Here is a 24109-nt window from a genome sequence, read left to right on the forward strand (position 1 = left end):
GCCTAGCCGGGGGCGGGGCGGGGGGTCTCGAGGGGCGGGCTGCGCCCGCTGCTCGATCAGCAGGAGGGCGCCGCTCAGGCCTCGACCCAGGTCCAGGTGCCGGCCGGGCCGTCGACCGAGACGTCGCCGCCGGAGCGCGTCACGGTGAACGCCGTCTCCTCCCCCGTGTCGTGCGCGACGACCCGGACCGGCGTCGCTCCGTCCGGCCCCGGGAACACCCTCAGCTCGAGCCCGTCGAGGTAGTCGTACTCGGCCGAGTCCTGGCGGGCCCCCACCGGGATCACCGCGCCCTCGCGCACGTACAGCGGCAGCGAGTCGAAGCCGTGGACCTCGCGTCGCCACTCCCCCGTCGAGACGATCCGCTCGCCCGTCCACCAGCTCGTCCACGTCCCGCGCGGGAGGTAGAACTCGACCGTGCCGTCCTCGGTGAACACCGGAGCGACGAGCAGGTCGTGCCCGAGCAGGTACTGCGTGTCGAGGTGGGCGGCGCTGCGGTCGTCCTCGAACTCGAGCGCCATCGGCCGCATGATCGGGACGCCGGTGCTCGCCGCCTCCGCCCCCGCCGCGAAGAGGTAGGGCATCAGCGAGAGCTTCAGCCGGGTGAAGAGCCGGGTGACCTCCACGGCCTCCTCGTCGAACGCCCACGGCACGCGCACCGAGGAGGATCCGTGCAGCCGCGAGTGCGAGGAGAGCAGGCCGAACGCGAGCCAGCGCTTGAACACTCCGGGATCGGGCGTTCCCTCGAAGCCGCCGATGTCGTGCGCCCAGAAGCCGAACCCGCCCAGCGCGAGCGAGAGGCCTCCGCGCAGGGTCTCGGCCATCGACACGTAGGAGGAGGTGTTGTCCCCGCCCCAGTGCACCGGCAGCGCCTGCCCGCCGACCGTGGCGCTGCGGGCGAAGAGGACCGCGCGGCCCTCGCCGAGCTCCTGCTCGAGCACCTCGTGCACCGCTCGGTTGTAGAGCTGGGTGTACCAGTTGTGCATGGCCTCGGGGTCGGTCCCGTCGGCCCAGACGACGCCCTCCGACGGGATCCGCTCGCCGAAGTCGGTCTTGAAGGAGTCGACGCCCTGGCGCACGAGGACGCGGAGCTTCTCCTGGAACCAGGAGGTCGCCTCCGGATTCGTGAAGTCGATCAGCGCCATGCCGGCGACCCACATGTCCCACTGCCAGACGTCGCCGGAGGCCGTTCTGAGCAGGTAGCCCTTCTCGCGCCCCTCGGCGAACAGCGGCGACGCCTGCGCGATGTACGGATTGATCCAGACGCAGGTGTGCAGCCCGCGCTCGTGCAGGCGGGCGAGGATCCCCTCGGGGTCGGGGAAGGTGCGCGGGTCCCACTCGAGGTCGGTCCACTGGAACTCGCGCATCCAGAAGCAGTCGAAGTGGAACGCCGACAGCGGCAGCTCCCGCTCCGCGAAGCCGTCGATGAAGGAGTTCACCGTCTCCTCGTCGTAGCTCGTGGTGAAGCTGGTCGTCAGCCACAGTCCGTAGCTCCAGGCGGGGACGACGGAGGGGCGGCCCGCGAGGCCGGTGTAGCGCCGCAGCACGTCCTTCTTCGTCGGGCCCTGGATCACCAGGTACTCCAGCGCCTCGCCGCCGACCGAGAACTGCACGCGCTCGACCGCCTCGGAGCCGATCTCGAACGAGACGAGGCCGGGATCGTTCACGAGCACGCCGTAGCCGCGGCTGGAGAGGTAGAACGGGACGTTCTTGTAGGCCTGCTCCGAGGAGGTGCCGCCGTCGGCGTTCCACACATCCACGGTCTGGCCGTTCTTCACGAAGGGGCCGAAGCGCTCGCCGAGCCCGTAGACCAGCTCGCCGACGCCGAGGTCGAGCTGCTCGTGCAGGTAGGCGGCTCCGTCCGGTCCGGTCAGGTAGCCCTGCGCCTTGTGCCCGGAGCCGGTGAGGCGCGTGCCGGTCGAGGTGTCCCAGAACTCCAGCGACCACGGAGCGCCCTGCCTGATCCGGACCTCGAGGGCGCCGGTGCGCAGCACGCCGCCGGACTCCGTCACCTCCGCCGCTCCGACGTCGCCCTCGGCCAGCTCGAAGCCGGGGCGCACCGCCGTCCCGCGCCAGTGCTCGATCCGCACCCGCGCGACCCCCTCGGCCGGCGAGGACACCGTGACCGTGAGCGCCGGCCGGTTGAGGACGTCGCCGCGGCCCTGGATGACCCGGGTCGGGGCGATCACCTCGAGCGAGGTGCCGTCGGTGCGGATGTCGTACGCCTCCTGCGCGAACAGGGGCGTGAATCCGGCCCGCGTCTGCCAGAACCCGTCGGTGAACTTCATGGAGGTGCCTTTCGATGGCGCGCCGGCGGATCCCGTGAGGGAGGCGCCGACGGAGGGAGAGAGGGCTACTTGACCGCGCCGGCGGTGATGCCGCGGGTGAGGGTGCGCTGGAAGATCAGGAAGAAGATCAGCGTCGGGAGAAGGCCCAGGAGGGCGCTCGCGCTGGTCGTGGTGACGTCCATGATCTTGTCGCCCTGGAGGCTCGAGATCGCGATCGGGACGGTCTGCGTCGCGTCGCTCACCAGGAAGACCAGCGGGATGAGGAACTCGTTCCAGGTCCAGATGAAGAAGAAGATCATCAGCACCGAGAGGGTGGGCCGCGAGATCGGGACGATCACCCGGGTGAGGACCTGCCACTTCGAGGCGCCGTCGAGAGCCGCGGCCTCGAGGATCTCCTTCGGGAAGGTGCCGTAGACGCTCGAGAGCAGATAGGTGCCGAACGCCGACTGGATGACGGTGAAGATGACGATGACCGACAGCTGGGTGTCGTAGATCCCGACCGCTTTGAACATGTAGTACAGCGGGTAGAGCAGGGCCTCCTGCGGGAGCATGTTCGCCAGCAGGAACAGGACGATGATCCAGCTCCGGCCTCGGACCCGGCCGATGCCGATCGCGTAGGCGTTCAGCACCGAGAGGGCGACGGCGAGGATCGCGACCGACCCCGAGATGAGGATCGAGTTGCCGAGCTTCTCGGGGAAGTCGACGCGGCTCCAGAAGGTCGAGAGGCCGTCGAAGGAGAGGCCGGTCGGGAAGGCGAGCGGGCCGTTCGCCGAGTACTCCGCGGGGGTCTTGAAGGAGTTGAGCAGGATCAGCAGCACCGGGCTGATGATCACGAGCCCGATCACCACGGCGACGGCGAGGATCACCCAGTCGCCGAGGGTGCGCTTCGTCGTGCCCTTCGCGGGCTTGGCGGGACGGGAGGACGAGAGGTCCGCGTCCTCCGTGCCGGCCTGAGTGAGGGGCAGGGTCTCGATGGCCGACATCAGCGGGCTCCTTCGCTGCGCTCGACGCGCTCCTGGGCGCGGATGAACAGCACGGCGAGGATCACGATGACGATCGTGAGCGCGGTCGCGATGGTGGCGCCGTAGCCCACCTGCTGCTTCTGGAAGAACTCGGTGTACGAGTAGTAGGAGGGGACGATCGTGGAGTCGCCGGGGCCGCCGCGGGTCAGGGCGTAGATCGGGCCGAAGACCTTCAGCGCGGCGATGGTGCAGGTGAGGGTGACCACGAAGATCTCGGGCCGGATGATCGAGACCGTGATCCAGCGGAAGCGCTGGAACCAGTTCGCCCCGTCGAGCTCCGCCGCCTCGTAGAGCTCGGGGTCCACGCGCTGCAGCGCCGCCATGAAGATGACGACCGGGTAGCCCAGCTGCACCCAGATCATCACGACCATGATCGAGAGCATCGCGGTGTCCGGCTTGCCGAGCCAGTCGTGCGAGAGGGAGCCGAGCCCGACGGCCTCGAGGATCGAGTTCAGCGCGCCGTTGTCGGGGCGGAGGATCCAGCCGATGACGATCGCGGCGATGACGGTCGGCAGGATCTGCGGCAGGTAGTAGGTGGCGCGGAGGAAGCTCGCCAGGCGCCCGCCGAACTTCTTGCCGACGAGATCGAAGAGGATCGCCGCGAGCAGGAGTCCGAGGATCGTGGGGACGATCACCATCGCGATGATCATGTAGACCGAGTTGAGGAACGAGGTCCAGAACTGGTCGTCGCCCATCAGCTCGATCCAGTTGTCGAGGCCGATGAAGATCGGCGGCTTGATGCCGCGCCAGGACGTGAAGCTGACGTAGACGTTCCAGATCAGCGGGATCAGCACGATGAACGTGAAGAGCACGAACCCGGGGATCAGGTAGAGCCAGTAGCCGCCGGAGCGCTTCTCGCGGGGCGGCGTCGTGGGAGGCGGCGCGCTCTCCGCGCGACGAGGTGCTGTCGTCGTCATGGGTACTCCTAGGTCGGACGGGGTCGTGGGTGTGCTGCCGCGGGATGCCGCTCCGGTACGGAGGCGACGGCGTGTCGCGTACCGGAGCGGCATCCAGCGGGGGGGGGTGAAGGCTCGGCGGTGCTTGTGCGACCCCGTCGAGGAGTCGCCGTCACCTCACTGGGTCTTCCGCTGCCGTTCCGCGCCTGCAGGCGCGGGGCCGGCCGCCGTGGCCGACATCACGTGACGCTTCCGCGTCACGTGATGTCGGCGACTCCGTCGTCGTACTTGGCCTGGAGGTCGGACAGCATGGCGGACTCGTCGGAGGAGCCGTTGATGAGCTCCTGCGTGGCGGCGACCAGGTCGTCGTAGAAGGTCGCGGTGGGCCAGTCGGGGTAGAAGGAGAGCTGGTCGCCGTCGACGACCGTCTTCCACTGCGAGAGCAGCGCCTTGCTCTTCTCGTCGGTGATGGCGCTCTCGTCGACGACGAGCGGGATGCCTCCGTTGTTGCCGATGAGGTTCTGGATCTCGGGTCGCATCGTTATGTCGATCCACTTGTAGGCGAGATCCTTGTTCTTCGCCGTCTCCGGGATCACCCAGTGGTTGCCGGCGGAGCCCATCGTGAACTCGGCGCCCGGGAAGAGGAACGTGTCCCACTCGAATCCGGTGATCTCGGTCTTGAAGCGGCCGAACCACCAGGAGCCCGAGAAGAAGATCGGGTACTCGCCCGAGATGAACGCCGTGCCCGCGTCCTCCGCCTTCAGCCCGGAGGCGTCGGCCGAGACGTAGCCCTTGTCGACGTAGGTCTTCAGCTGGTCGGCCGCGTAGCTCCAGGCCGCGTCCTCGAAGTCGACCTCGCCCGTGTAGGTCTGGTAGTCGGTGATCCAGGAGCGGTCGGCCTTCAGCAGCGCTAGCTGGTAGAAGAGCTGCTGCAACGGGTACTCGGCGCCGGCCTCGGCCAGCGGGGTGATCCCCTTGGCCACGAAGGCGTCGAGGACGGCCGTGAACTCCTCGTAGGTGGTGGGGACCTCGAGTCCGTTCGCGGCGAAGGCGTCCTTGTTGTAGTAGACGAAGGTGAACTCGCCGTAGTTGGGGATGCCGTACCAGGAGCCGGAGCCCATGATCCCGTTCTCGTCGTACTTCGCGGTGGTCTGGAGCGCGCCGGGGATCAGCGAGTCCCAGCCGTAGAACGCGACCGCCTCGTCGAGGTTGGTGAGCAGGCCCTGGCTCGAGAGGAGTCCGCTGGTCGCGTTGCCCTTGTTGTACTCGACGACGTCGGGTGCCGAGTTGGAGTTGAAGATCTGGCTGGCGCCGGTGCGCAGCTGCTCGAAGGCCTTGAACTCGTACGCGATCTCGGCCCCCGTCTCCTGGGTGAAGATGTCGCGGGCGGCGAGCCACGCGATGCCGCGGTCGCTGTCGGGCGTCTCGAAGTCCCAGAGGGTGAGGGTGCGGCCGGCGCCGTCGACCGTGGTCGAGAGCGCATCGGAGCCGGCGTCGGAGCCGCCACCGGAGCAGGCGGCCAGCGCGAACATCGCGCTGAGGCCGACTCCGCCGGCGAGGAGGTTGCGCCGGCTGAGACCGGCGGTCGGGCGGTGGAAGGCGGAGCGGGATCGGAGCGACATTGCGGTGGTTCTCCTTCGAACGGTGCGGTGGTGCTGCGGAGGTGGTGCAGGGAGCGCTCTCTCGCGGGGGCATGGTGTCGAAGCGTTTCGACAGTGCGCAGAGCCGGAGCGGGCAGGAAGAGGGTGGAGGACTAGAGGGAGGCCGGCGCGGGAGTGCCGGACGGGACCGCCGGCACCGGAGCGCCGGTCGGAGCGACCGCGAGGGATCCGCGGTCGACGTAGGAGGGCGGGAGCAGCTCGACGCCGACGGTGCGGCCGGAGTCGATCTGCTGGAGGGTCCGCGCGACGGCCGCTCGGCACATCGCGTCGAACGGGAGGGGAAGACTGCTGGTGGGGACCGGGAGGGCGCCGCCGTCGTAGCTGGCGCAGGCCGCCAGGATCGACAGGTCGCCGGGGACGGAGAGGCCGCGCTCGAGGACGCGCTCGATCGCCGCCTCCGCCACGGGCTCGTTGCAGTGCAGCACGAGCGCGGTGGGCGGGACGGGTGCGGCGAGGATCGCGTCGATCGCGGCCTGTGCGCTCGGGCGGCCGATGTGCGGGCGCTCGACCGCGATCTCGACTCCGAGCGCCGCGGCCTCGGCGCGGAACGCCTCGTCGAAGCGGCGGACGAAGCCGGCGTTGCGGTCGGTGTAGGACTGCGGGTGCTCGAGCAGGCCGAGCGAGCGGTGGCCCAGCTCGGCGAGCCGGCGGACGCTCTGGCGGGCGGCCTCGGCGAAGTCGAGGTCGACGCAGGCGAGATCGTGGGAGTCGGCGGGCACGCCGATGAAGGTGGCGGGGACCCCGGCCGCGCGGATCAGCTCGGCGCGGTCGTCGTCGTCGTCGACGCCCATCAGGACGATGCCGTCGACGAGCGAGGAGGAGGACACGCGCCCGATGCCGCTGGACGCCTCGTCGGTGACGAGCAGCAGGACGTCGTAGTCCGACTCCCGGGCGCGCTCGAGCACCTCGGTGACGAAGCGCATGTGGGTCGGCAGATGCAGCTCGCCGCGCATCGGGGCGGAGAGGGCGAGGATGTGGGTCCGCGCCCCGGCGAGCATCCGGGCTCCCGCGTGGGGCCGGTAGCCGAGCTGGCGCACCGCGTCGTCGACGCGCTGCCGGGTGGAGGCGGCGATCGAGCGCTTGCCGGAGAGGGCGTAGGAGACGGTGCTGATCGAGACTCCGGCAGCGCGGGCCACATCGTGGATGGTCGCCATGGCTCCTCCTGCCGGACGTCGTCGTCGGTCGCGGTCGAGCTTCGAAGCGCTTCGACCGGTCGTGCTGGAGCGACTGTACGCACAGTCGAAGCGCTTGCGCAAGCGATCCTCGCGACGACCTCCCCGGGCGCCGGCCCGCTCCGCGAGCGGTTCCGCGGCACGAACGGGCGGCACCCGCGAGGGGCCGGAGGGCGACGCGCCGGGCCTTCCGCTCGTTGCGCCTCCCGACCCTCAGGGGATATGTTGGGCTCAACAACAATTCGGCGACGTCGCCGGAAAGGATTCGGATCCCATGTCCCTGACCCCCACCCGCGCCGACAAGTTCTCGTTCGGCCTCTGGACCATCGGCTACAACGGGACGGACCCGTTCGGCGGCCCGACCCGCGAGCCGCTCGACGTCGTCCACGCGGTCGAGAAGCTCGACGAGCTCGGCGCGTACGGCCTCACCTTCCACGACGACGACCTGTTCGCCTTCGGCTCCACCGACGCCGAGCGCCAGACCCAGATCGACCGCCTCAAGGGCGCGCTGGAGTCCACCGGCCTCGTCGTGCCGATGGTCACCACCAACCTCTTCAGCGCCCCGGTCTTCAAGGACGGCGGCTTCACCTCGAACGACCGCGACGTCCGCCGCTTCGCGCTGCGCAAGGTCCTCCGCAACATCGACCTCGCCGCCGAGCTGGGCGCGAAGACCTTCGTCATGTGGGGCGGCCGCGAGGGCGCCGAGTACGACTCCGCCAAGGACATCCGCGCCGCGCTCGAGCGCTACCGCGAGGCCGTCAACCTGCTCGGCGACTACGTCACCGACAAGGGCTACGACATCCGCTTCGCCATCGAGCCCAAGCCGAACGAGCCCCGCGGCGACATCCTGCTGCCCACGCTCGGCCACGCGATCGCGTTCATCGACTCCCTCGAGCGCCCCGAGCTCGTCGGCGTAAACCCCGAGGTCGGCCACGAGCAGATGGCGGGCCTGAACTTCACCGCCGGCATCGCCCAGGCGCTGTACCACGGCAAGCTCTTCCACATCGACCTCAACGGCCAGCGCGGCATCAAGTACGACCAGGACCTGGTCTTCGGCCACGGCGACCTGCACAACGCGTTCTCGCTCGTCGACCTCCTCGAGAACGGCGGCCCCGGCGGCGTCCCGGCCTACGACGGCCCGCGCCACTTCGACTACAAGCCCTCGCGCACCGAGGACGAGACCGGAGTCTGGGACTCGGCCGCCGCGAACATGCGCACCTACCTGCTGCTCAAGGAGCGCGCCGCGGCCTTCCGCGCCGACCCCGAGGTGCAGGAGGCGCTGGCCGCCGCGAAGGTCGCCGAGCTCTCCACCCCGACGCTGAACGAGGGCGAGTCGTACGACGACCTGCTCGCGGACACCGCCTCGTACGAGTCGTTCGACGCCGACGCCTACCTCGGCGGCAAGGGCTTCGGCTTCGTGCGCCTGCAGCAGCTGGCCACCGAGCACCTGCTCGGCGCCCGCGGCTGACCCGCACCTCCTGAGCCCGCGGTCCGCCGCGGGACGACCTGAGACGGACGAGATCCCCTGCACCGGCACGGGATCTCGTCCGTTCTCCTGCATCCGGCCCGGTTCCGCACCGGACGCCCGAACCCGAACCCCCCAACGAAAGAGGACAGCGATGACGCTCGTCGCAGGGATCGACTCGTCGACCCAGAGCTGCAAGGTGGTCGTCCGCGACCTCGACACCGGCGCCGTGGTGCGCACCGGCCGGGCGAGCCACCCGGACGGCACCGAGGTCGATCCGGCCGCGTGGTGGGAGGCGCTGCAGCTCGCCCTCGCCGACGCCGGCGGGCTCGACGACGTCGCCGCGATCTCGGTCGGCGGCCAGCAGCACGGCATGGTCGTCCTCGACGAGAGCGGCGCCGTCATCCGCCCCGCTCTGCTCTGGAACGACACCCGCAGCGCGCCCGCCGCCGCCGCGCTCATCGAGGAGCTCGGAGCCGGGGCCTGGGCGGAGCGGACCGGATCGGTGCCGGTCGCCTCCTTCACCGCCACCAAGCTCCGCTGGCTGCGCGACGCCGAGCCCGAGAACGCCGCCCGTGTCGCCGCCGTCGCGCTCCCCCACGACTGGCTGACCTGGCGCCTGCTCGGCTACGGCCCCGACTCCGCCCGTGGTCCGCAGCTCGACGCGCTCACGACCGACCGGTCCGACGCGTCCGGCACCTCGTACTGGGGAGCGGACGGCTACGACCTCGACCTGCTCGAGCGCGCCCTCGGCCACCGCCCGCTGCTCCCCCGCGTGCTCGGCCCCTCGGAGGAGGCGGGCCGCACCGAGAGCGGACTCGTCGTCGGCCCCGGCGCGGGCGACAACGCGGGCGCCGCGCTCGGCCTCGGCGCCGGCCCCGGCGACGTGGTCGTCAGCATCGGCACGAGCGGCACCGTCTTCGCCGTCACGGACGACCCGGTGCGCGACGCCTCCGGGACCGTCGCCGGCTTCGCCGATGCGAGCGGGCGCTTCCTGCCGCTGGTCGCGACGCTCAACGCCGCGCGCGTGCTGGCCTCGACCGCGACCCTGCTCGGCAGCGACTTCGACGAGTTCGCCGCACTGGCGCTCGAGGCGGAGCCGGGTGCCGACGGCCTCGTGCTGGTCCCCTACTTCGAGGGCGAGCGCACGCCGAACCTGCCGGACGCGACCGCGAGCCTGCACGGGATGACCATCGCCTCGACCACGCGACCGAACCTCGCCCGCGCGGCGATCGAGGGCATGCTCTGCGGACTGGCCGACGGGCTCGACGCCGTTCGCGCGCAGGGAGTGGAGGCGCGGCGCATCCTCCTCATCGGCGGAGCCGCGCAGAACCGCGCCGTGCAGCTCGCTGCATCGCAGGTGTTCGACGTGCCCGTGCAGGTGCCGACGCCCGGCGAGTACGTGGCCGATGGTGCCGCCGTGCAGGCCGCCTGGGCGCTGACAGGATCGCGTCCGACGTGGACCGTCACCTCGGTGGCCGAGCCCGCGCCGGACCACCGCCCCGTGATCCGCGAGCAGTACGCGGCCGCCCGCGCCTGAGAATCCGGCCCCGGCCCTCTCCAGGGTCGGGGCCTCGCCGCAAGCCCCAGTGGACGGGGAGCGGAATCGCGCTACTCTCATTACTCAGCCAGCTGACTAATGGAGGAGCGACATGACCGCCACACGAACCCCCGACCGCGCCGACCGGATCCGCCAGGTCGTCGTCGCCGTGAGCGCGGTGCTCGCCCTCATCGGCTCCTTCATCGGCTCGGGCGCCGCGGGCGGCACGCAGATCCAGAACGCGGCCGGCGGCGCCCTGACCGCGTCCTCGACCCCCATCGCTCCCGACGGCCCCGCCTTCGCGATCTGGAGCGTCATCTACACCGGCCTCATCGCCTACGCGATCTGGCAGTTCCTGCCCTCGCAGACAGCCCGCACCCGCCACCGCCGGCTGGGCTACTGGGCCGCCGCGAGCCTCCTCCTGAACGCCGCGTGGATCCTGGTCGTCCAGGCCGGCTTCCTGACGCTCAGCGTCGTCGTGATCGCCCTGCTGCTCGCCGTGCTCGCGCGCATCTTCGTGATCCTGCGGACCACCCGCTCGGCCGGAGTGGTCGACGCGATCGTGACGGACGGCACCTTCGGGCTCTACCTCGGCTGGGTGTGCGTGGCCACGGCCGCGAACGTCACCGCCGGGCTCGTCGGCGCGGGAGTCGGCAGCGCGGACGGTCCGGGCGCCGCGGTCTGGGCAGTCGTCGTCCTCGCCGTCGCCGCGCTCGTCGGACTCCTGATCGCGGTCACCGGCCGCGGCCGCATCGCCCCGATGCTCTCGCTCGTCTGGGGACTCTCCTGGGTCGCCGTCGGCCGCTTCGCCGGCGAGCTCGTCTCGGTCCCCGCCGGGATCGCCGCGCTGGTCGCCGCCGCCGTGGTGCTGGTGGTCACCCTCCTGGTCCGCGCCACCGCGGGACGCCGGGTCAGCGCCGCCTGACTTCTGCGCGACGAAGGCCGAGAGGCCGGGACAGCCCTGGTCCGGGGCCGCCCGGCCTCTCGGCCTTCGTCGTGGTGGCGGATCAGGTGATCAGCGTGTCGACGTACTCCCGGTTCTCGTCCATCCACGCGGCGAGGGCGGCGGAGCGGTCGTCGGCCCCGTCGTTGAACAGCGCGTTCTCGAGCGAGTAGAGCGTCTTCGAGTCCATCCGGAAGTCGCGGATCCAGCGGCTCATCGTCGGGTAGTCCGCGTCGAACGCGGCCGAGCCGAAGGAGTGGATCCCCTCCGCCTGCCCGAGCAGGCCCTTCGGGTCCTCGAGGTCCTTGACCGGGAAGGCGTCGTAGGCCCAGTGCGGGCGCCAGAGCGTGACGGCGATGTTCTCGCCCGCGGCGGTCGCGCTCGAGAGCTCCTGGAGCATGGCCGGCGTCGAGGAGGTGAGGTAGTCCATCCCCTCCAGGCCGTAGCCGGGGATGACGTCCTCGGTCGTCGTCTTGTTGAGACCGGAGCCGGGCTCGATGCCGATCAGGCGGTTGCCGACGACGCCCGGGTCGGCGGCGAGCTCCTCGAGGGAGTCGATCGGGGCGTCCTCGTTGACCGCGATGGTCAGCTTCGCCTCATCGTTCCACGCGCCCAGGTCGACGATCGAGTCGCCGTACTGCTCGACGTACCGGGCGTGGGTGAGCGGCAGCCAGGTGTCGAGGGCGAGGTCGTAGTCGCCCGTCGAGAGGCCCTGGAAGCCGGGGGCGACGTCGGCGTTCTGCAGGGTCACGTCGTAGCCCTGCTCCTCGAGCACCGCCTCCCACAGAGCGGAGACGGCGATCCCCTCGTCCCAGCCCTGGAACACGGCGACGGTCACGTCGGTGCGGTCGCCGTTGTCGACGGAGGAGGCGGTGGCGGGAGCGGCGAGGGTCGCGGCCCCGAGGGACGCGACCAGGCCGATCGAGACGACGCCGACGGCCGAGCGGGTCGCCACGACGGCGCGGCGGTTCTTCGCCCGGGCGACCCTCGCCGGCGAGGGCGAGCCCAGCGCGCCGGTCATCCGGTCGAGGACGACCGCGAGGATCACGACGGAGATGCCCGCCTCGAAGCCGAGCGCGACATCGATCCGGTTGAGGCTCGCGACGACGTCGCCGCCCAGCCCTCCGGCGCCGACCATGCCCGCGATGACGACCATCGAGAGCGAGAGCATGATGACCTGGTTGAGGCCCGCCAGGATCGAGGGCAGCGCGAGCGGCAGCTGGATCTGGCGGAGGATCCGCCACTTCGAGGAGCCGAACGACTCCCCCGCCTCGACGAGCTCCGGGTCGACGCCGCGGATGCCCAGCTCGGTGAGCCGGACGCCCGGCGCCATGGCGAACACGATGGTCGCGACGATGCCCGGCACCACTCCGACCCGGAACAGGATCAGCGCGGGGATCAGGTAGACGAAGGCCGGCATCGTCTGCATCAGGTCGAGCACGGGCCGGATGACCGCGGAGGCCGTGCGGTTGCGCGCGGCGAGCACGCCCAGCGGCACGCTCAGCGCGATGGCGATCACGGAGGCGACGAGCACCAGCGCGAGGGAGTCCATCGCGTTCTCCCACTGGTCGACCCCCACGATCAGCAGGAGCCCCACGGCGGTGCCGGCCGCGAAGACCCAGCCGCGGACGGCGTAGGCCAGTACGGCGAGGAAGGCGACAATCACCCAGAAGGGCGGTGTCGCGAGGACGAGGTCGACGCCGGAGTAGAGGGCGCCGAAGACGGTGCGCAGCAGGTCGAAGACCGGCTGGAAGGTCTGCGTGAGGACATCGACGGCACCCTCGGCGAGGGCGCCGAGCGGGAGGCGGAATCCGAGATCGGTCATCGTGCACCTCCGTCCGCCGCGAGGACGGCGTCGTCGACGGGGCCTCCGGTCGCGTGCAGGGTCGCGGTGACGACCTCGGTCGAGACGGTGGCGGGCGGCTCGATCACCGGGTGCTCGCCGGTGCGGGCGGGCACGTTGCCGAGCGCCGCGAGCAGGGTCACCCGCGGGATCGCTCCGAGCAGACGCCCGTCGGCGTCGACCACGGCGACCGGCAGCGCCGACTCGACGGCGGGCTCGATGACCTCGCTGAGGGCGGTGTCCGGACCGACGGTGACGACGTCGGAGGTGAGGACCGCCGAGAGGTCGCCGGTGCTCCGGCGCACCTGCTCGATCACGTCGCGGTCGCGTACCGTGCCCAGCAGGCGGCGTCCGCCGCCGACCACGAACGCGGCCGAGGTCTGCAGGTCGCGCATGCTCCGGAGCGCGGCGCGGGGACCGGCCGCGAGGGTGACCACGGAGCGGGCGGGCTCCATCACGGCGGAGGCGGTGAGCACGCGGGCGCGGTCGACGTCCTGCACGAACTGGGCGACGTAGTCGTTCGCCGGATCGGTGAGGATCTCCTCCGGGGTGCCGATCTGGACGATGCGGCCGTCGCGCATCACCGCGATGCGGTCGCCGAGGAACATCGCCTCGTTGAGGTCGTGCGTGATGAAGACGATGGTCTTGCCGAGCTCGTGCTGCAGCTCGATCAGCTGCTCCTGCATCTCGCGGCGGATCAGCGGGTCGAGTGCCGAGAACGCCTCGTCCATCAGCACGATGTCGGTGTCGGCGGCGAGCGCCCGGGCGAGGCCGACGCGCTGGCGCATGCCGCCGGAGAGCTCGTCGGGCATCTTCTCGTGCCAGCCGGCGAGACCGGCGCGCTCGACCGCGAGCAGGGCCCGCTCGCGGCGCTCGGCCGCGGGGACGCCCTGGATCTCGAGCGGGTACGCGACGTTGTCGAGCACGGTGCGGTGCGGGAGGAGCGCGAAGTGCTGGAACACCATCGACACCGACGAGCGGCGCACGCGGCGCAGCTCCGCCTCGGAGACGCCGGTGATGGTGGAGCCCTCGATCAGGACCTCGCCCGCGGAGGGCTCCTGGAGCCCGTTCAGCATGCGGATCAGGGTGGACTTCCCGGAGCCGGAGAGGCCCATCACGACGAAGATCTCGCCGCGGCGCACGGTGAAGGACGCGTCGATCACCGCGGCCGTGCCGAGTCCGGCGAGCTCGCCGCGGTCGGCGCCCTCGCCCAGTCGGCGGACGACCTCGTCGGGCTTCCGGCCGAACACCTTGAAGAGGTGGCGGGCCTCGAGAGCGGGGGTCGCGGGATCGGCGCCCGCCTCGCTCCGGGGCTCGCTGATGATCTGCTGGTTCTGGTGCACGTACACTCCGTCGGCGCGCAGGGACGACGCCCTGCGCTCATCTCGTGGTGCCGGGTCGGGAGCGTGGGACAGCCGTGCGTCGAGCCTCCGCGTGCGTCCCGCCGCTCAGCGCGGCAGGGGGTGGAGGCGAGAGCGTCCGAGGCGGCCTCGGGGCCGCCTCCACTCCCGTTGACCGTACGATCGCGGCGCGTCCTGGGGGACGCCGTGCGAGCGCGGACCGGTTCATCGGGGCCCATGAGGACCGCCGACCACGGTAGCCGCGGAGCCGCCGAGGGGCAAACGTCGGACAATTGCGGGGGCGGGTCCAGGGGTGGTGATGAACCGATCGGTGCGAGCGAATGTGCTGGTCGGAGCTGGTTTCCGGAGTGTTGCGCGATCGTTACCGTGATGGCGCGGCCGGCGGCGCTCGTTCCGGCCGGTCTCCATCCGCCGCTGCTCGACCGGCGAGGAGGCCCCGCAGCTCAGACGGTGGTCTCGCCCGCCGGGCCCGAGGGGGCCGCCGCGCCGACTCCGCTGACGGGCTCGCCCTGCCAGGACACGAGCGTCCACGCGTCGCCCGAGCCCTCGAGGACGACGACGCCGGTGTTGTCGAGCAGGTGGTCGGCGATGAAGCGCGCATCGAGGTCGAGGGAGCGCAGACCCGCCCAGCAGCGGATGGCCGCGCCGTGGCTGATCAGCGCGACGACCTCGTGCCCGAGCGCCTCCGCCTCCGCCACCACCGCGTCGTAGCGCGCCGCGAACTCGTCGCCCGTCTCGCCGCCCGCCAGCCGGATCGACGTCTCGCCGCCGGCCCAGCGGAAGACCGTGCCCATGTACTCCTCGACCGCCGCGTCGTCGCCGCGCATCTCGAGCCCCGCGGCCGCGACCTCGCGGATGCCGTCGCGCTCGATCGGCTCGAGCCCGAGCGCCGCGGCGAGAGGGGCGGCCGTCTCGTGGGTGCGGACCATCGTCGAGACGAGCAGCGCGCCGATCCCCTCGCCGGCGAGCTGACCGGGCAGCGCCGCGGCCTGGGTGCGGCCGAGGTCGGTGAGCCCGGGTCCGGGGACGCGGGTGTCGAGGAGCCCGGCGACGTTGGAGGGGGTCTGGCCGTGGCGGATCAGGAGGAGGCGCATCCGCCCACGCTAACCGCGGAGGCTTGGCTTCCGGGGCGCGCGGTCGCGCTCGCTCCCGCCGTTGTGCGGCGAGTGCGGCGCTGTCACGATGTGCGGGGACGCTCCCGGACCGGGAGCCGCAGACGGACGGGACGGGCGGACATGGCCTCCGAAGACGGTTTCTCGAAGGACGAGCGCGCGGCGATGAAGCAGCGCGCGGCCGAGCTGCGGGCGGAGGCGAAGCGGCAGAAGAGCGCCGACAAGGCCGACGCCGACCGCAGGGACGCGGAGGCCGCGATCGCCGCGATGACCGACGAGGAGCGGCCGATCGCCCAGATGCTGCACGACGTCGTCGGCGAGACCGCTCCCGACCTCCTCCCGAAGACCTGGTACGGCTTCCCCGCCTACGCGCGCTCCGACGGCAAGGCGATCGTCTTCTTCCAGCCCGGCGCGAAGTTCGGCACGCGCTACTCGACCCTCGGCTTCCAGGACGGCGCGCAGCTCGACGACGGCACGATCTGGCCGACCGCCTACGCGCTCGTCTCTGCCGACGCCGAGACGCGCGCCGCCGTCACCGAGCTGGTCCGCCGCGCGGCCGGGGCCTGATCCCGTGGCGCACGTCTACGACGAGGTCGACGAGAGCCTCTCCTCCTGGATCCACGAGCAGCCGATGTGGTTCGTCGCCACCGCGCCCCTCGCCGCCGACGGGCACGTCAACATGTCGCCGCGCGGCCACGACTCGTTCTCGATCCTGGGCCCGCGGCGCGTCGGCTGGGTCGACTACACGGGCAGCGGAGTCGAGACGATCGCGCACCTGCGCGAGAACGGGCGCGTGTGCCTGATGTTCGCGTCGTTCGGACCGCGTCCGCGCATCGTCCGCCTGCACGGCACCGGCTCCGTGCACCTGCCCGGTTCGGAGGCGTTCGCCGAGGTCGCGGAGCAGCACCCCGAGCACCCGAGCACCCGCGCGGTCGTCACCGTCGAGCTCACCCGCATCAGCGACGCGTGCGGCTGGGGCGTGCCGGTGATGGAGCCCATCGGCGAGCGCGACCTGCTCCTCCTCCAGGCCGAGAAGAAGGGCCCCGACGGCATGGCCGAGTACCGCGCCACGCGGAACGCGGTCAGCATCGACGGGCTGCCGGGCTACCCGCTGGACTGAGCGGGCGGGAAGCGGCCGCAGCGCGGCGCGCACGAGCACGCCGACCAGCTCGAGCAGGGTCTCAGTGACGACGGCGAGCGGGTTCGACCCGGTCGGGCGGGAGCCGACGGAGAACCGAGTCCTCGTCATTCGTCAAGTCCTCGACCGCTGACCGCCGCTCAGCACGACCAGACGTGCATCACGGTCCGTCCCCCGTTCGGGAACCCCGGGTCGATCGACGTGTTCGTCGTCGGTGCGGGTCTGAAGCGGGCGCTCCTCGCGGGGACGATGACCGGCGGCCTCGTCGACGGGTACACCGCCGCCGTCTCAGGGAGATCGCACAGCGCGACGGGACGGGTTCGCGGAAGCACCCACGAGGACGCTTCGCACACGTCCCCAGGGGATGTACTCCTGGGACCAGTAGTCGGCCCGGATCTTCAGGAGGGGCCCCTCGACGGTGGAAGCCACCGAGATGGAGCGAGGGTCCCGGAGGGTTCCCGCGATGCGTGTCTGCGGGGTCCTTTCGAGCTCGCTCCACAACTGCTCGGGAGTGATTCGCGTCGGGAGGGACGACCGCGAGCAGCCGCCGGCATCCACCGGAGGCGCATTCGACGGTCCCGCTGACGAGCTCGCTCCCCTGTGGACGGTCGATGGCCGAGGCCGCCGACCGCGCTGGTGAGGCTCATCCATGGGTCGGGACGAGAGCGAGCTCCGGGGAGCTCCGGCCGATCCCAGGAGGGGCGGACGTGGAGCGCGGCTGAGGCCTGCTCGATCGACGATCCGATCGGACGGCGTCCACACCATCGGCCCCGCAGAGATCCCCTGGCCGATCCGCCCGCCGCTACGCCCGCTCGTCGACGGCCCGGATCGAGAACAGCTCCTGCGGGGTGCAGTCGAGCGCGTCGCAGATGAGCGTCAGCGTCGTGAAGCGGATCGCGCGGGCGCGGTTGTTCTTGAGGATGGAGAGGTTCGCCATCGTGATGCCGGTGCGGGCAGAGAGGGCGGTGAGGGTCACGCCGCGCTCGGTCAGCACTGCTCCGAGGTGGCAGTCGATCCGGTGCCTCTCGTCGTCGGCGGGCTCAGACAACGCCGTCGACGTCCCGTTCGAGCTTCGCGCCGGCGCGGAACGCCGCCGTCAGGGCGAGGGCCACCACTCCGGCGAGCAGGACGGGGACGGGCCACTGCGGCAGGTTCGTCCCGATGGCCTGGTAGTCGCCGCCGAGGAAGGCGTCGCGCTGCTCGTCGGTCACCCGGCCGGCGGCGAACAGCAGGCCGATGCCGGAGCTGAGGTACAGGCCCGCCGCGGTGTCGGCGAGGCCCTGCGCCACTCCTCCGATCAGCAGGGCGAGGCTCAGACGGCGCCAGTTCGCGAGGACGAAGGGGTCGAACGGGCGTCCGGCCGCGATGCCGCGGAGGACCCGCAGGAGGAAGACCGTGGCGAGGACGATCGTGACCGCCTGGAGGAGGCTCGGCAGCGCACCGAGCAGGCGGAGGGAGAGGGCGGCGTCGGCGAGCGTGGGCGCGGTGCCCTCGCGCGGCTCGGCCTGCAGCAGCTGCGGGAGGCTCCGGAGCGGGAGGCGGCCGTCCGCTCCCCCGAAGACCAGCAGGGTGCGCCCGGTGGTGACGGTCCAGGTCTGCAGGAGCGCGGTGAGCACGGAGAAGACCGCGACGATGAGCAGGACCGCCCTGGCCACCCGGAACACGCGCGGACGCTCCCGGACCGGTCCGCTGGGGATGACACTCGTCATGGCGTGCTCCTTATCGATCGTCGATGTTATCGAGTATCGATACTACGCACGCCGGTCCGGCGATGTCGACCCGCGGCGCCCCGCCGACCACGGAGACGGCGGGAGGGGTGGTTGCCCGGGGCGAGGAGCCCGATCTAGCGTGGAGGGATGTCGGATGCGAGGGAGCGCGCCGCCCGGTACCGGGCCGGCGTCGCGGGCGAGGAGGAGGCGGAGCAGCCCGCCCTGCCGGAGGAGCCGCTCGAGCGGGCCGCGTTCGTCGAGACGGCGATCCAGCTCGCGATCCGCTGCGGCGACTTCGACGACCTGCCGGGATCGGGGAAGCCGCTCCCGGACCTGGGCGCGGCCCACGACCCGGACTGGTGGATCCGCCGCAAGATCGAGCGCGAGAACCTCACCGGTATCGGCCCGGCCGCCTTCCTCCTCCGCGCCGAGGACCGCGCGCTCGACGAGCGCCTCGACCGCCTGCACCGCGAGGAGGAGGTGCGCGCCGAGCTCGCCGACTTCAACACGCGGGTGATCGAGGCGCGCCGCCAGCTGCTGGGCGGGCCGCCCGTCGTCACCCGGCTCCGGGACGTCGACGAGGAGGTCGCCGCCTGGTCGCAGCGGCGCGTCGATCGCGCCGCCGCGGCCGAGGCCCGGGCGGCCGCCGAGCCGGAGCGGTCCCGCCGCTGGTGGTCGCGGCGGCGCTGACGTCCCCGGAAACCGGACAGACCTGCCCCTCCCACTGGGGTCCCGCCCCGGGAAACCGGGCGGGAGCGCGCCTCCGAATCATGCGTGCACATCAAGTCGACCGGAGTCCGCATGCTCACCGCCACCACCCCCGCACGCCTCCCGAGGGCCCGCCCCTCGACCCTCGCCGCGCCGCCGCTCGCGCTGCTCGAACCCGACTCGGACCGGATGCTCGTCATCCGCGCCGCGGAGGGCGACGACCGCGCGTTCGCCACCATCGTCCGCCGCTACACCGGGCTGCTCCGCGCGACGGCCGCCCGCACCCTCCGCAGCAGCGCCGACGTCGACGACGTGGTGCAGGAGACGTTCCTCGCGGCGTGGACCCACGTGGACAGCGTGATCGACGGCGAGACCATCGCCGGCTGGCTCGTCACGACCGCGCGCCGCCGCAGCGTCGACCGGCTCCGCTCCAGCGTCTCGCGGCTGCGAGCCGAGCTGGACGACGAGTTCCCCGCCTCCGCTGCCGACGACCCGGAGCACGCCGCGCACTGCGGATCGCTCGCCGCCGACGCCAACCGGGTGCTCGCCGCGATGCCCCCGGCCCAGCGCCGCTGCTGGGAGCTGCGCCAGCTGGAGCAGTGCAGCTACGACGCGATCGCGCACGAGCTGGGGCTCACGACCTCGACCGTCCGCGGACTGCTCGCCCGCGCCCGCGCGACCCTCCGCACGGAGCTCGCCCACTGGCGCTGATCCGCGCTGCGGATCTCGGCGCAGGAGACCGGGCGGGGGCCTTCAGCGCAGGAGAACCGGCCCCGCGCCGATCCGCACCCGGAACAGCGAGTACGGGTACGTCCGCAGATCCGTGCCGCCCTGGTAGTCGGCCTGGCGGTGCAGCTGGTTCGCGGTGACGTACAGGTGCTCGTCCGTCGCGATCGACATGGTGTCGGGCCAGAGCAGCCGCTCGTCGTGCACGATCGTCTCCATCGTGCCGTCGGTGCGACGGCGGACGATCGCGTTGTTCTCGTAGCTCGTGGCGTAGAAGCGGCCCAGCGCATCCGTCTCGAGGCCGTCCGCTCCCCCGCCCTTGTCGCCCTCGTCGACGACGGTCGCCGCGACGTCCTCGTCCGGCACCGACCGGTCGACCAGGGCCGCCGTCGCCACGCTGAACCAGCGGCGGGAGGCGAGCGGGCAGTACCAGAGGCGCTCGCCGTCGGCCGAGATCGCGATGCCGTCGGCGCCCATCGTCACCGGCTGCGGGTCGCCGTCTGCCGGGCGCTTCATCAGCACGCGGCCCTCCGCCATCGGCACGAGCTCCGGAGGAGTGAGCGCCTTCGTGCTCGGGTGGTCGTGCAGGCGGCGCCAGGCGGTCCCCGCCTCGAGGTCGACGACGATGATCCCGTTCGGGCCGGAATCGGCCGAGTCGGTGATGTAGGCGATGCCGCGCCGCAGATCGAAGCGCACGTCGTTGAGGTAGGTGGTCGGCAGGGCGACGTCCGGCTCGAGGACGATCACCTGCTCGACGGTGTCGGTCGCCAGATCGACGCGGACGAGCTTGGGGCCGCCCTTCTTCGTCGGCTCGAACATCGGGCTGCCGGTGTCGAGGATCCAGAGCCGGTCGGCCGGATCGACGACGATGCTCTGCACCGAGACGAGGGCGCCGGCGTCGTCGATCCCCGACGGCGTGTTCCAGGCCTCGTCCGGGTAGGGCACCGCCGCTCCGTCGACCAGCTCCACGACCGTGGCCGGGACCTCGTCTCCCCACTTCGGGAAGTTCACGAAGATCCGCCCGGTGTGCGAGACGCTGACGCCGGTGGGCATCGGCCCGCTGGTGAAGGCGTGCACGAGCTCCAGCTCGCCGAGCGGCTCGTCGACCGGGCGCGTGCCGCGGGTCTCGTCGGTCGGTCCCCAGAATCCCATGGTGCTCTCGCTGTCCTCCCGCTGGCGCGGGCTCGTGGCGGTCTCGGTGCCGGTCGGGTGCGGGGTCGGTGCCCGCCGCGACCGGTGCTCCTCATCCTGCGCGCCGGCGCCGGTCGGCGGGGAGGAGGTGGCGGAGGAGGCGGCGAGCGCCTAGCATCCGGCCGCCGCCGGCGACCCGAGAGCCGCGACCGAGGAGGCGGAGGAGGGCCGGCCCGCGTCCGACTTCGGCACGGCCTTCACGAAGGGGCTCAGCATCGGGACGCGGCAGTGCCCGGTGGAGCGGGTCTCCTCGGCGGCCGCTCCCGCCGCCCGCAGCGCACCGCCCCCCGCCGTCGCGCTCACCCGTTGGTCGGCGGGTCGCCGGACCACTGATCCGCCGGCCGTCCGCTTCCGGACATGACCGCTAGAGGGCGTTGCCACTGCGGCCGCTCACCTGCCACGGTCGCAGAGCGACCGACGACGGTCCACCGATCAGAAGGACCGAGGCCCGCACATGGACGACTCCTCTTCGACCGAGACCAGCACGAGCGAGATGACGCCCGAGGTGCTGGCCGCGTTCAGCGACGCCTGGACCCGCCACGACCTCGAAGCGCTGATGAGCCACATGACCGACGACTGCGTGTACGGCGCGTCCGTCGGCCCCGAGCCCGGCCGCACCTGGACGGGCAAGGAGCAGGTCCGCGAGGGATTCGCGCTCATGCTCGCCTTCGACACCGGACAGGAGCGGCACGAGGAGGGGGCTCCCCTCATCGCCGGGACGCGCGGCGCGGCCACCTGGTCCTTCACCGGGACCGGCCCCGACGGCGGACCCCAGGTCACGCGGGGCTGCGACATCTACGAGTTCCGCGGCGGGAGGATCGCCCGCAAGGACGCGTTCCGGAAGGTCTACCGGGCGGACGAGGAGTAGTCCAGGTCGGCCGCCCTCGCGCAGCGGAGCCGGAGCGGCGTCCTCGTACCGGGTGGCCCCGCGCCTCCCCGCGGAGCTGATCGCATGGCTGGCCACGTCGGCGGGCAGCTGGGTCGTCGGGCAGGTGCTCACGACCGACGGCGGGTTCAGCCTGTGACCGGAGCGGCGGCGCAGCGGCTCCGGACCTAGTCGGAGGCGACGGCCCGCACGACCGCGCGGGCGACCTCGAGCACCTCGCGCTCGTGGCTCAGATGCACCTCGTGCACGGCTCCCGGCCAGGACAGCAGCGGCGCGTCCAGTGTGGCGGCCACGCGCCGATGCGCGCGATGCAGGGAGGACCCGGGCCGGCGGTCCGCAGTCACCACGGCCGCGGGGACGGCGGGCAGCTGAGACTCGTCGAAGCCCCGCGCCACCTGCTCCAGACCGGCGGCGGCGGCGGCGAGCCCCGGCAGGTCGACGTCCGCCATCGCGAGAGCGGCCGCGCGCGCGTCCGGGCTCATCGCGTAGCGCCTCGCCGACCGGGCGGCGCTCGTGCGCAGCAGCGCGGACAGCGCTCGGCCTAGCCCCGGCAGCCTCGAGAGCGTCGCCGTCGCCCGGGCCGTCCGCTCCACCTGACGCGCCAGTGCCGTGTCGTTGACGGGCGTCGGGTCGAGGAGCACCAGTCCCGCGACGTCCTCGGGATGATCGCGAGCGAGCAGCATCGCGACGGCACCGCCGAGACTCTGGCCGATCACGACGACGGGACCTGTCCCGAGGCCGGCCAGCACGGCGTGGACGGCGTCGGCGGCGTCGGTCAGTCCGCCGGCGACCTCCGACCCCGCTGTGCCCGGTCTGTCGTAGAGGACCACCCGGCAGCCCGGATCGACGATCAGGCCCTCGACCAGCCCGGGGAAGAACCCGTCGACGGCCTCGCCCCCGCCCGGCAGGAGGAGCACGGGCTGCCCGGACTCACCCCGCACCTGCAGCATCCGGCGAGCCTAGCCGGGGAGCCGTCCGGCGCCGACGTCCGGCGCGGCCGGGCCCGGGGATGATGGGCGCATGGGAACTCGTGGGGCCGGAGTGCTGTGGGTGGTGAGCGCGCTCGCCTACGTGGGAGCGGAGGCGGTCGCCGCGTCCGCGTTCCCGGGCTACAGCTACGCACGGAACTACATCAGCGATCTCGGCGTGCCCGAGGTGGGCGTGTTCCAGGGGCGCGCGATCGACTCGCCGCTGCACGCGGTGATGAACGCCGGATTCCTCCTGCAGGGGGCGCTCTACCTCGCCGCCGCCGTCACGACCGTGCGGGCGGCGCGGGGCGGATCGCGGGGGCTGTTCCTCTCCCTCGCCGTGGTCTACGCCGTGGGCATCGCCGTGGTGGGCCTCGTGCACGGGAGCAGCGCCAGTGCGCAGAACGGGATCGGCGGCCTGCACGTGGTCGGCGCCGCGATGGCGATCGTCGGCGGCAACGCGGCCTCGATCGTCGCCGGTGCCGCGGCCCGGCGCGGCCGCGCCCCGTGGGCGCTCGAGACGGTCGGGATCGTGCTCGGTGCGGCCGGCCTGCTCGCGCTGCTGATGCTGCAGGTCGACACCCGCGTGCCCGGCGTCGACCTGCTGCCCGACGGCGTCTGGGAGCGCGCCTCCGTCTACGCCGTCACGGCCTGGCAGCTCGCGACCGGCCTGCGGCTGCTCCGACGGCCGGAGGTGCCGCGGCAGCCGCGGCCTCCTCAGACCGCGGGCAGCGGCGCGCAGGTGCGCAGCGCCGTGCACCGGCTCTTCCAGCTCGGGATCCGGATCCCGGAGGCCCTCTCGGTCGTCGTGTTCGACGACAACCCGTGGAGCGAGCTGGTCACCCCGCCGCTCAACGTCGTCCGCCAGCCGATCGACATGCTCGCCCGTCACAGCGTCGAGCTCGTCCTCGCCCGCATGCAGGGCCGCCTCCCCGAGGCGCCGCAGCACATCGAGGTGCAGGCCGACCTCGTCATCCGCTCCAGCTGCGCCGCACCCCCGCGGCGCTGATCCCCCTCCCCCTCCGAAAGGCACGCCATGTCCGATCCCGTCGTCGTCACCGCGATCTTCACTCCCGCCGAGGGGCAGCGCGACGCGCTCGTCGCCGCCCTCTCCACCGCCATCGCGGAGGTGCACGAGGAGGAGGGCTGCGAGCTCTACGCGATCCACGACTCGCCCGACGGCACCATCGTCATGCTGGAGAAGTGGACGAGCGGCGACCTGCTCGACGCGCACGGCGCCGGCGAGCCGGTCGTCCGCCTCAACGCGGCGATCCGCGGACTCGTCGCCCATCCTCCCGTCGTGACGCGGCTCGTCCCGATCCCGGCCGGCACCTCGCAGCAGGGCGAGCTCTAGCCCCCGGGGGCGGGGCCGCTCCGGATCCGGATCGCGCGCCTCCCGCCGGAAACGCGCGCGAAACAGCGGAGGCCTACGGTCGGGAGCGACCCCGCCGCCCCGGCCGCTCCCTGGAGGATCCGCATGCCC

Annotated in this window: 23 protein-coding genes; 10 read left to right on the forward strand and 13 right to left on the reverse strand. The window is 72.3% G+C overall.

Going from position 1 to position 24109, the window contains the following annotated elements; all coding sequences use genetic code 11:
* Positions 1 to 74 precede the first annotated feature (74 nt).
* The 5 genes from yicI to C5C35_RS15795 all read right to left on the reverse strand — a co-directional run bounded on the left by yicI (position 75) and on the right by C5C35_RS15795 (position 7018).
* On the reverse strand, positions 75 to 2285 hold the full coding sequence (gene yicI, locus C5C35_RS15775; protein WP_104227353.1) for an alpha-xylosidase: 2211 nt from the start codon (positions 2283 to 2285) through the stop codon (positions 75 to 77).
* 65 nt (positions 2286 to 2350) lie between these two features.
* The gene (locus C5C35_RS15780; RefSeq protein WP_104227354.1) at positions 2351 to 3268 is read right to left on the reverse strand and encodes a carbohydrate ABC transporter permease; all 918 of its coding nucleotides are present in this window, start codon (positions 3266 to 3268) and stop codon (positions 2351 to 2353) included.
* Positions 3268 to 4224: a carbohydrate ABC transporter permease gene (locus tag C5C35_RS15785; protein WP_104227355.1), complete on the reverse strand. Its 957-nt coding sequence runs from the start codon at positions 4222 to 4224 to the stop codon at positions 3268 to 3270. Before C5C35_RS15785 ends, C5C35_RS15780 begins: the two co-directional genes overlap by 1 nt.
* A gap of 236 nt (positions 4225 to 4460) precedes the next feature.
* Positions 4461 to 5825 (reverse strand): ABC transporter substrate-binding protein, encoded by a 1365-nt coding sequence (locus C5C35_RS15790; RefSeq protein ID WP_258066437.1) that lies wholly within the window; start codon positions 5823 to 5825, stop codon positions 4461 to 4463.
* A 131-nt stretch (positions 5826 to 5956) separates the two neighbouring features.
* Positions 5957 to 7018, reverse strand: a complete 1062-nt coding sequence (locus C5C35_RS15795) for a LacI family DNA-binding transcriptional regulator (RefSeq protein ID WP_104227356.1) — start codon at positions 7016 to 7018, stop codon at positions 5957 to 5959.
* Between the two features lie 292 nt (positions 7019 to 7310).
* Here C5C35_RS15795 and xylA point away from each other — a divergent pair, with 292 nt between their 5' ends.
* From xylA to C5C35_RS15810, 3 genes are all read left to right on the forward strand, one after another.
* The gene (xylA, locus tag C5C35_RS15800; RefSeq protein WP_104227357.1) at positions 7311 to 8504 is read left to right on the forward strand and encodes a xylose isomerase; all 1194 of its coding nucleotides are present in this window, start codon (positions 7311 to 7313) and stop codon (positions 8502 to 8504) included.
* Positions 8505 to 8655: 151 nt separating this feature from the next.
* The gene (gene xylB, locus C5C35_RS15805) at positions 8656 to 10041 is read left to right on the forward strand and encodes a xylulokinase (protein WP_104227358.1); all 1386 of its coding nucleotides are present in this window, start codon (positions 8656 to 8658) and stop codon (positions 10039 to 10041) included.
* Between the two features lie 112 nt (positions 10042 to 10153).
* Positions 10154 to 10966: a tryptophan-rich sensory protein gene (locus C5C35_RS15810; RefSeq protein WP_104224878.1), complete on the forward strand. Its 813-nt coding sequence runs from the start codon at positions 10154 to 10156 to the stop codon at positions 10964 to 10966.
* A gap of 82 nt (positions 10967 to 11048) precedes the next feature.
* Here C5C35_RS15810 and C5C35_RS17390 read toward each other — a convergent pair whose 3' ends face one another.
* The 3 genes from C5C35_RS17390 to C5C35_RS15825 form a co-directional block, all read right to left on the reverse strand.
* The gene (locus tag C5C35_RS17390) at positions 11049 to 12809 is read right to left on the reverse strand and encodes an ABC transporter permease/substrate binding protein (protein WP_104227359.1); all 1761 of its coding nucleotides are present in this window, start codon (positions 12807 to 12809) and stop codon (positions 11049 to 11051) included.
* Positions 12806 to 14170, reverse strand: coding sequence for a glycine betaine/L-proline ABC transporter ATP-binding protein (locus C5C35_RS15820; RefSeq protein ID WP_374952941.1), 1365 nt, complete (start codon positions 14168 to 14170; stop codon positions 12806 to 12808). Before C5C35_RS15820 ends, C5C35_RS17390 begins: the two co-directional genes overlap by 4 nt.
* Positions 14171 to 14631: 461 nt before the next feature.
* Complete coding sequence (locus C5C35_RS15825; RefSeq protein ID WP_104227360.1) at positions 14632 to 15282, reverse strand: histidine phosphatase family protein; 651 nt, start codon at positions 15280 to 15282, stop codon at positions 14632 to 14634.
* A 141-nt stretch (positions 15283 to 15423) separates the two neighbouring features.
* Here C5C35_RS15825 and C5C35_RS15830 point away from each other — a divergent pair, with 141 nt between their 5' ends.
* Together C5C35_RS15830 and C5C35_RS15835 are read left to right on the forward strand one after the other, a co-directional pair.
* Positions 15424 to 15867, forward strand: coding sequence for a hypothetical protein (locus C5C35_RS15830; protein ID WP_104227361.1), 444 nt, complete (start codon positions 15424 to 15426; stop codon positions 15865 to 15867).
* Between the two features lie 4 nt (positions 15868 to 15871).
* A complete protein-coding gene (locus C5C35_RS15835) occupies positions 15872 to 16420 on the forward strand; it encodes a pyridoxamine 5'-phosphate oxidase family protein (RefSeq protein WP_104227362.1) in 549 nt (182 codons plus the stop codon).
* A gap of 820 nt (positions 16421 to 17240) precedes the next feature.
* Here C5C35_RS15835 and C5C35_RS15840 read toward each other — a convergent pair.
* On the reverse strand, positions 17241 to 17486 hold the full coding sequence (locus C5C35_RS15840) for a helix-turn-helix transcriptional regulator (RefSeq protein ID WP_104227363.1): 246 nt from the start codon (positions 17484 to 17486) through the stop codon (positions 17241 to 17243).
* Positions 17479 to 18147: a hypothetical protein gene (locus C5C35_RS15845; protein ID WP_104227364.1), complete on the reverse strand. Its 669-nt coding sequence runs from the start codon at positions 18145 to 18147 to the stop codon at positions 17479 to 17481. Before C5C35_RS15845 ends, C5C35_RS15840 begins: the two co-directional genes overlap by 8 nt.
* Positions 18148 to 18294: 147 nt before the next feature.
* Between C5C35_RS15845 and C5C35_RS15850 the strand changes: the two genes are divergently transcribed.
* On the forward strand, positions 18295 to 18837 hold the full coding sequence (locus C5C35_RS15850; RefSeq protein ID WP_104263554.1) for a DUF1992 domain-containing protein: 543 nt from the start codon (positions 18295 to 18297) through the stop codon (positions 18835 to 18837).
* Between the two features lie 84 nt (positions 18838 to 18921).
* Positions 18922 to 19566 (forward strand): RNA polymerase sigma factor, encoded by a 645-nt coding sequence (locus tag C5C35_RS15855; protein WP_104263555.1) that lies wholly within the window; start codon positions 18922 to 18924, stop codon positions 19564 to 19566.
* A 42-nt stretch (positions 19567 to 19608) separates the two neighbouring features.
* Here the strand turns inward: C5C35_RS15855 and C5C35_RS15860 are convergent, their stop codons facing one another.
* Together C5C35_RS15860 and C5C35_RS15865 are read right to left on the reverse strand one after the other, a co-directional pair.
* A complete protein-coding gene (locus tag C5C35_RS15860) occupies positions 19609 to 20733 on the reverse strand; it encodes an L-dopachrome tautomerase-related protein (protein WP_104227367.1) in 1125 nt (374 codons plus the stop codon).
* 150 nt (positions 20734 to 20883) lie between these two features.
* Positions 20884 to 21075, reverse strand: coding sequence for a hypothetical protein (locus C5C35_RS15865; RefSeq protein ID WP_104227368.1), 192 nt, complete (start codon positions 21073 to 21075; stop codon positions 20884 to 20886).
* 151 nt (positions 21076 to 21226) lie between these two features.
* Between C5C35_RS15865 and C5C35_RS15870 the strand changes: the two genes are divergently transcribed.
* Entirely contained in the window at positions 21227 to 21640 is a 414-nt protein-coding gene (locus tag C5C35_RS15870; RefSeq protein ID WP_219812314.1) for a nuclear transport factor 2 family protein, read from the forward strand.
* Positions 21641 to 21825: 185 nt separating this feature from the next.
* Here the strand turns inward: C5C35_RS15870 and C5C35_RS15880 are convergent, their stop codons facing one another.
* Positions 21826 to 22608, reverse strand: a complete 783-nt coding sequence (locus C5C35_RS15880; RefSeq protein ID WP_104227369.1) for an alpha/beta fold hydrolase — start codon at positions 22606 to 22608, stop codon at positions 21826 to 21828.
* Between the two features lie 70 nt (positions 22609 to 22678).
* Between C5C35_RS15880 and C5C35_RS15885 the strand changes: the two genes are divergently transcribed.
* A complete protein-coding gene (locus C5C35_RS15885) occupies positions 22679 to 23635 on the forward strand; it encodes a DUF998 domain-containing protein (RefSeq protein ID WP_258059546.1) in 957 nt (318 codons plus the stop codon).
* 27 nt (positions 23636 to 23662) lie between these two features.
* Entirely contained in the window at positions 23663 to 23980 is a 318-nt protein-coding gene (locus C5C35_RS15890) for a putative quinol monooxygenase (RefSeq protein ID WP_104224889.1), read from the forward strand.
* Positions 23981 to 24109 lie beyond the last annotated feature (129 nt).

It is taken from the genome of Rathayibacter sp. AY1F8, from assembly GCF_002932165.1.
Lineage (GTDB): Bacteria > Actinomycetota > Actinomycetes > Actinomycetales > Microbacteriaceae > Rathayibacter.

Coding starts and splice junctions, on each gene's coding strand:
- yicI (WP_104227353.1), bottom strand. CDS start 2,285: ATGAAGTTCACCGACGGGTTCTGGCAGACGCGGGCCGGATTCACGCCC.
- C5C35_RS15825 (WP_104227360.1), bottom strand. CDS start 15,282: ATGCGCCTCCTCCTGATCCGCCACGGCCAGACCCCCTCCAACGTCGCC.
- C5C35_RS15880 (WP_104227369.1), bottom strand. CDS start 22,608: ATGCTGCAGGTGCGGGGTGAGTCCGGGCAGCCCGTGCTCCTCCTGCCG.
- xylA (WP_104227357.1), top strand. CDS start 7,311: ATGTCCCTGACCCCCACCCGCGCCGACAAGTTCTCGTTCGGCCTCTGG.
- C5C35_RS15870 (WP_219812314.1), top strand. CDS start 21,227: ATGGACGACTCCTCTTCGACCGAGACCAGCACGAGCGAGATGACGCCC.
- C5C35_RS15785 (WP_104227355.1), bottom strand. CDS start 4,224: ATGACGACGACAGCACCTCGTCGCGCGGAGAGCGCGCCGCCTCCCACG.
- xylB (WP_104227358.1), top strand. CDS start 8,656: ATGACGCTCGTCGCAGGGATCGACTCGTCGACCCAGAGCTGCAAGGTG.
- C5C35_RS15795 (WP_104227356.1), bottom strand. CDS start 7,018: ATGGCGACCATCCACGATGTGGCCCGCGCTGCCGGAGTCTCGATCAGC.
- C5C35_RS15850 (WP_104263554.1), top strand. CDS start 18,295: ATGTCGGATGCGAGGGAGCGCGCCGCCCGGTACCGGGCCGGCGTCGCG.
- C5C35_RS15890 (WP_104224889.1), top strand. CDS start 23,663: ATGTCCGATCCCGTCGTCGTCACCGCGATCTTCACTCCCGCCGAGGGG.
- C5C35_RS15790 (WP_258066437.1), bottom strand. CDS start 5,825: ATGTCGCTCCGATCCCGCTCCGCCTTCCACCGCCCGACCGCCGGTCTC.
- C5C35_RS15780 (WP_104227354.1), bottom strand. CDS start 3,268: ATGTCGGCCATCGAGACCCTGCCCCTCACTCAGGCCGGCACGGAGGAC.
- C5C35_RS15810 (WP_104224878.1), top strand. CDS start 10,154: ATGACCGCCACACGAACCCCCGACCGCGCCGACCGGATCCGCCAGGTC.
- C5C35_RS15845 (WP_104227364.1), bottom strand. CDS start 18,147: ATGACGAGTGTCATCCCCAGCGGACCGGTCCGGGAGCGTCCGCGCGTG.
- C5C35_RS15830 (WP_104227361.1), top strand. CDS start 15,424: ATGGCCTCCGAAGACGGTTTCTCGAAGGACGAGCGCGCGGCGATGAAG.
- C5C35_RS15860 (WP_104227367.1), bottom strand. CDS start 20,733: ATGGGATTCTGGGGACCGACCGACGAGACCCGCGGCACGCGCCCGGTC.
- C5C35_RS17390 (WP_104227359.1), bottom strand. CDS start 12,809: ATGACCGATCTCGGATTCCGCCTCCCGCTCGGCGCCCTCGCCGAGGGT.
- C5C35_RS15885 (WP_258059546.1), top strand. CDS start 22,679: ATGGGAACTCGTGGGGCCGGAGTGCTGTGGGTGGTGAGCGCGCTCGCC.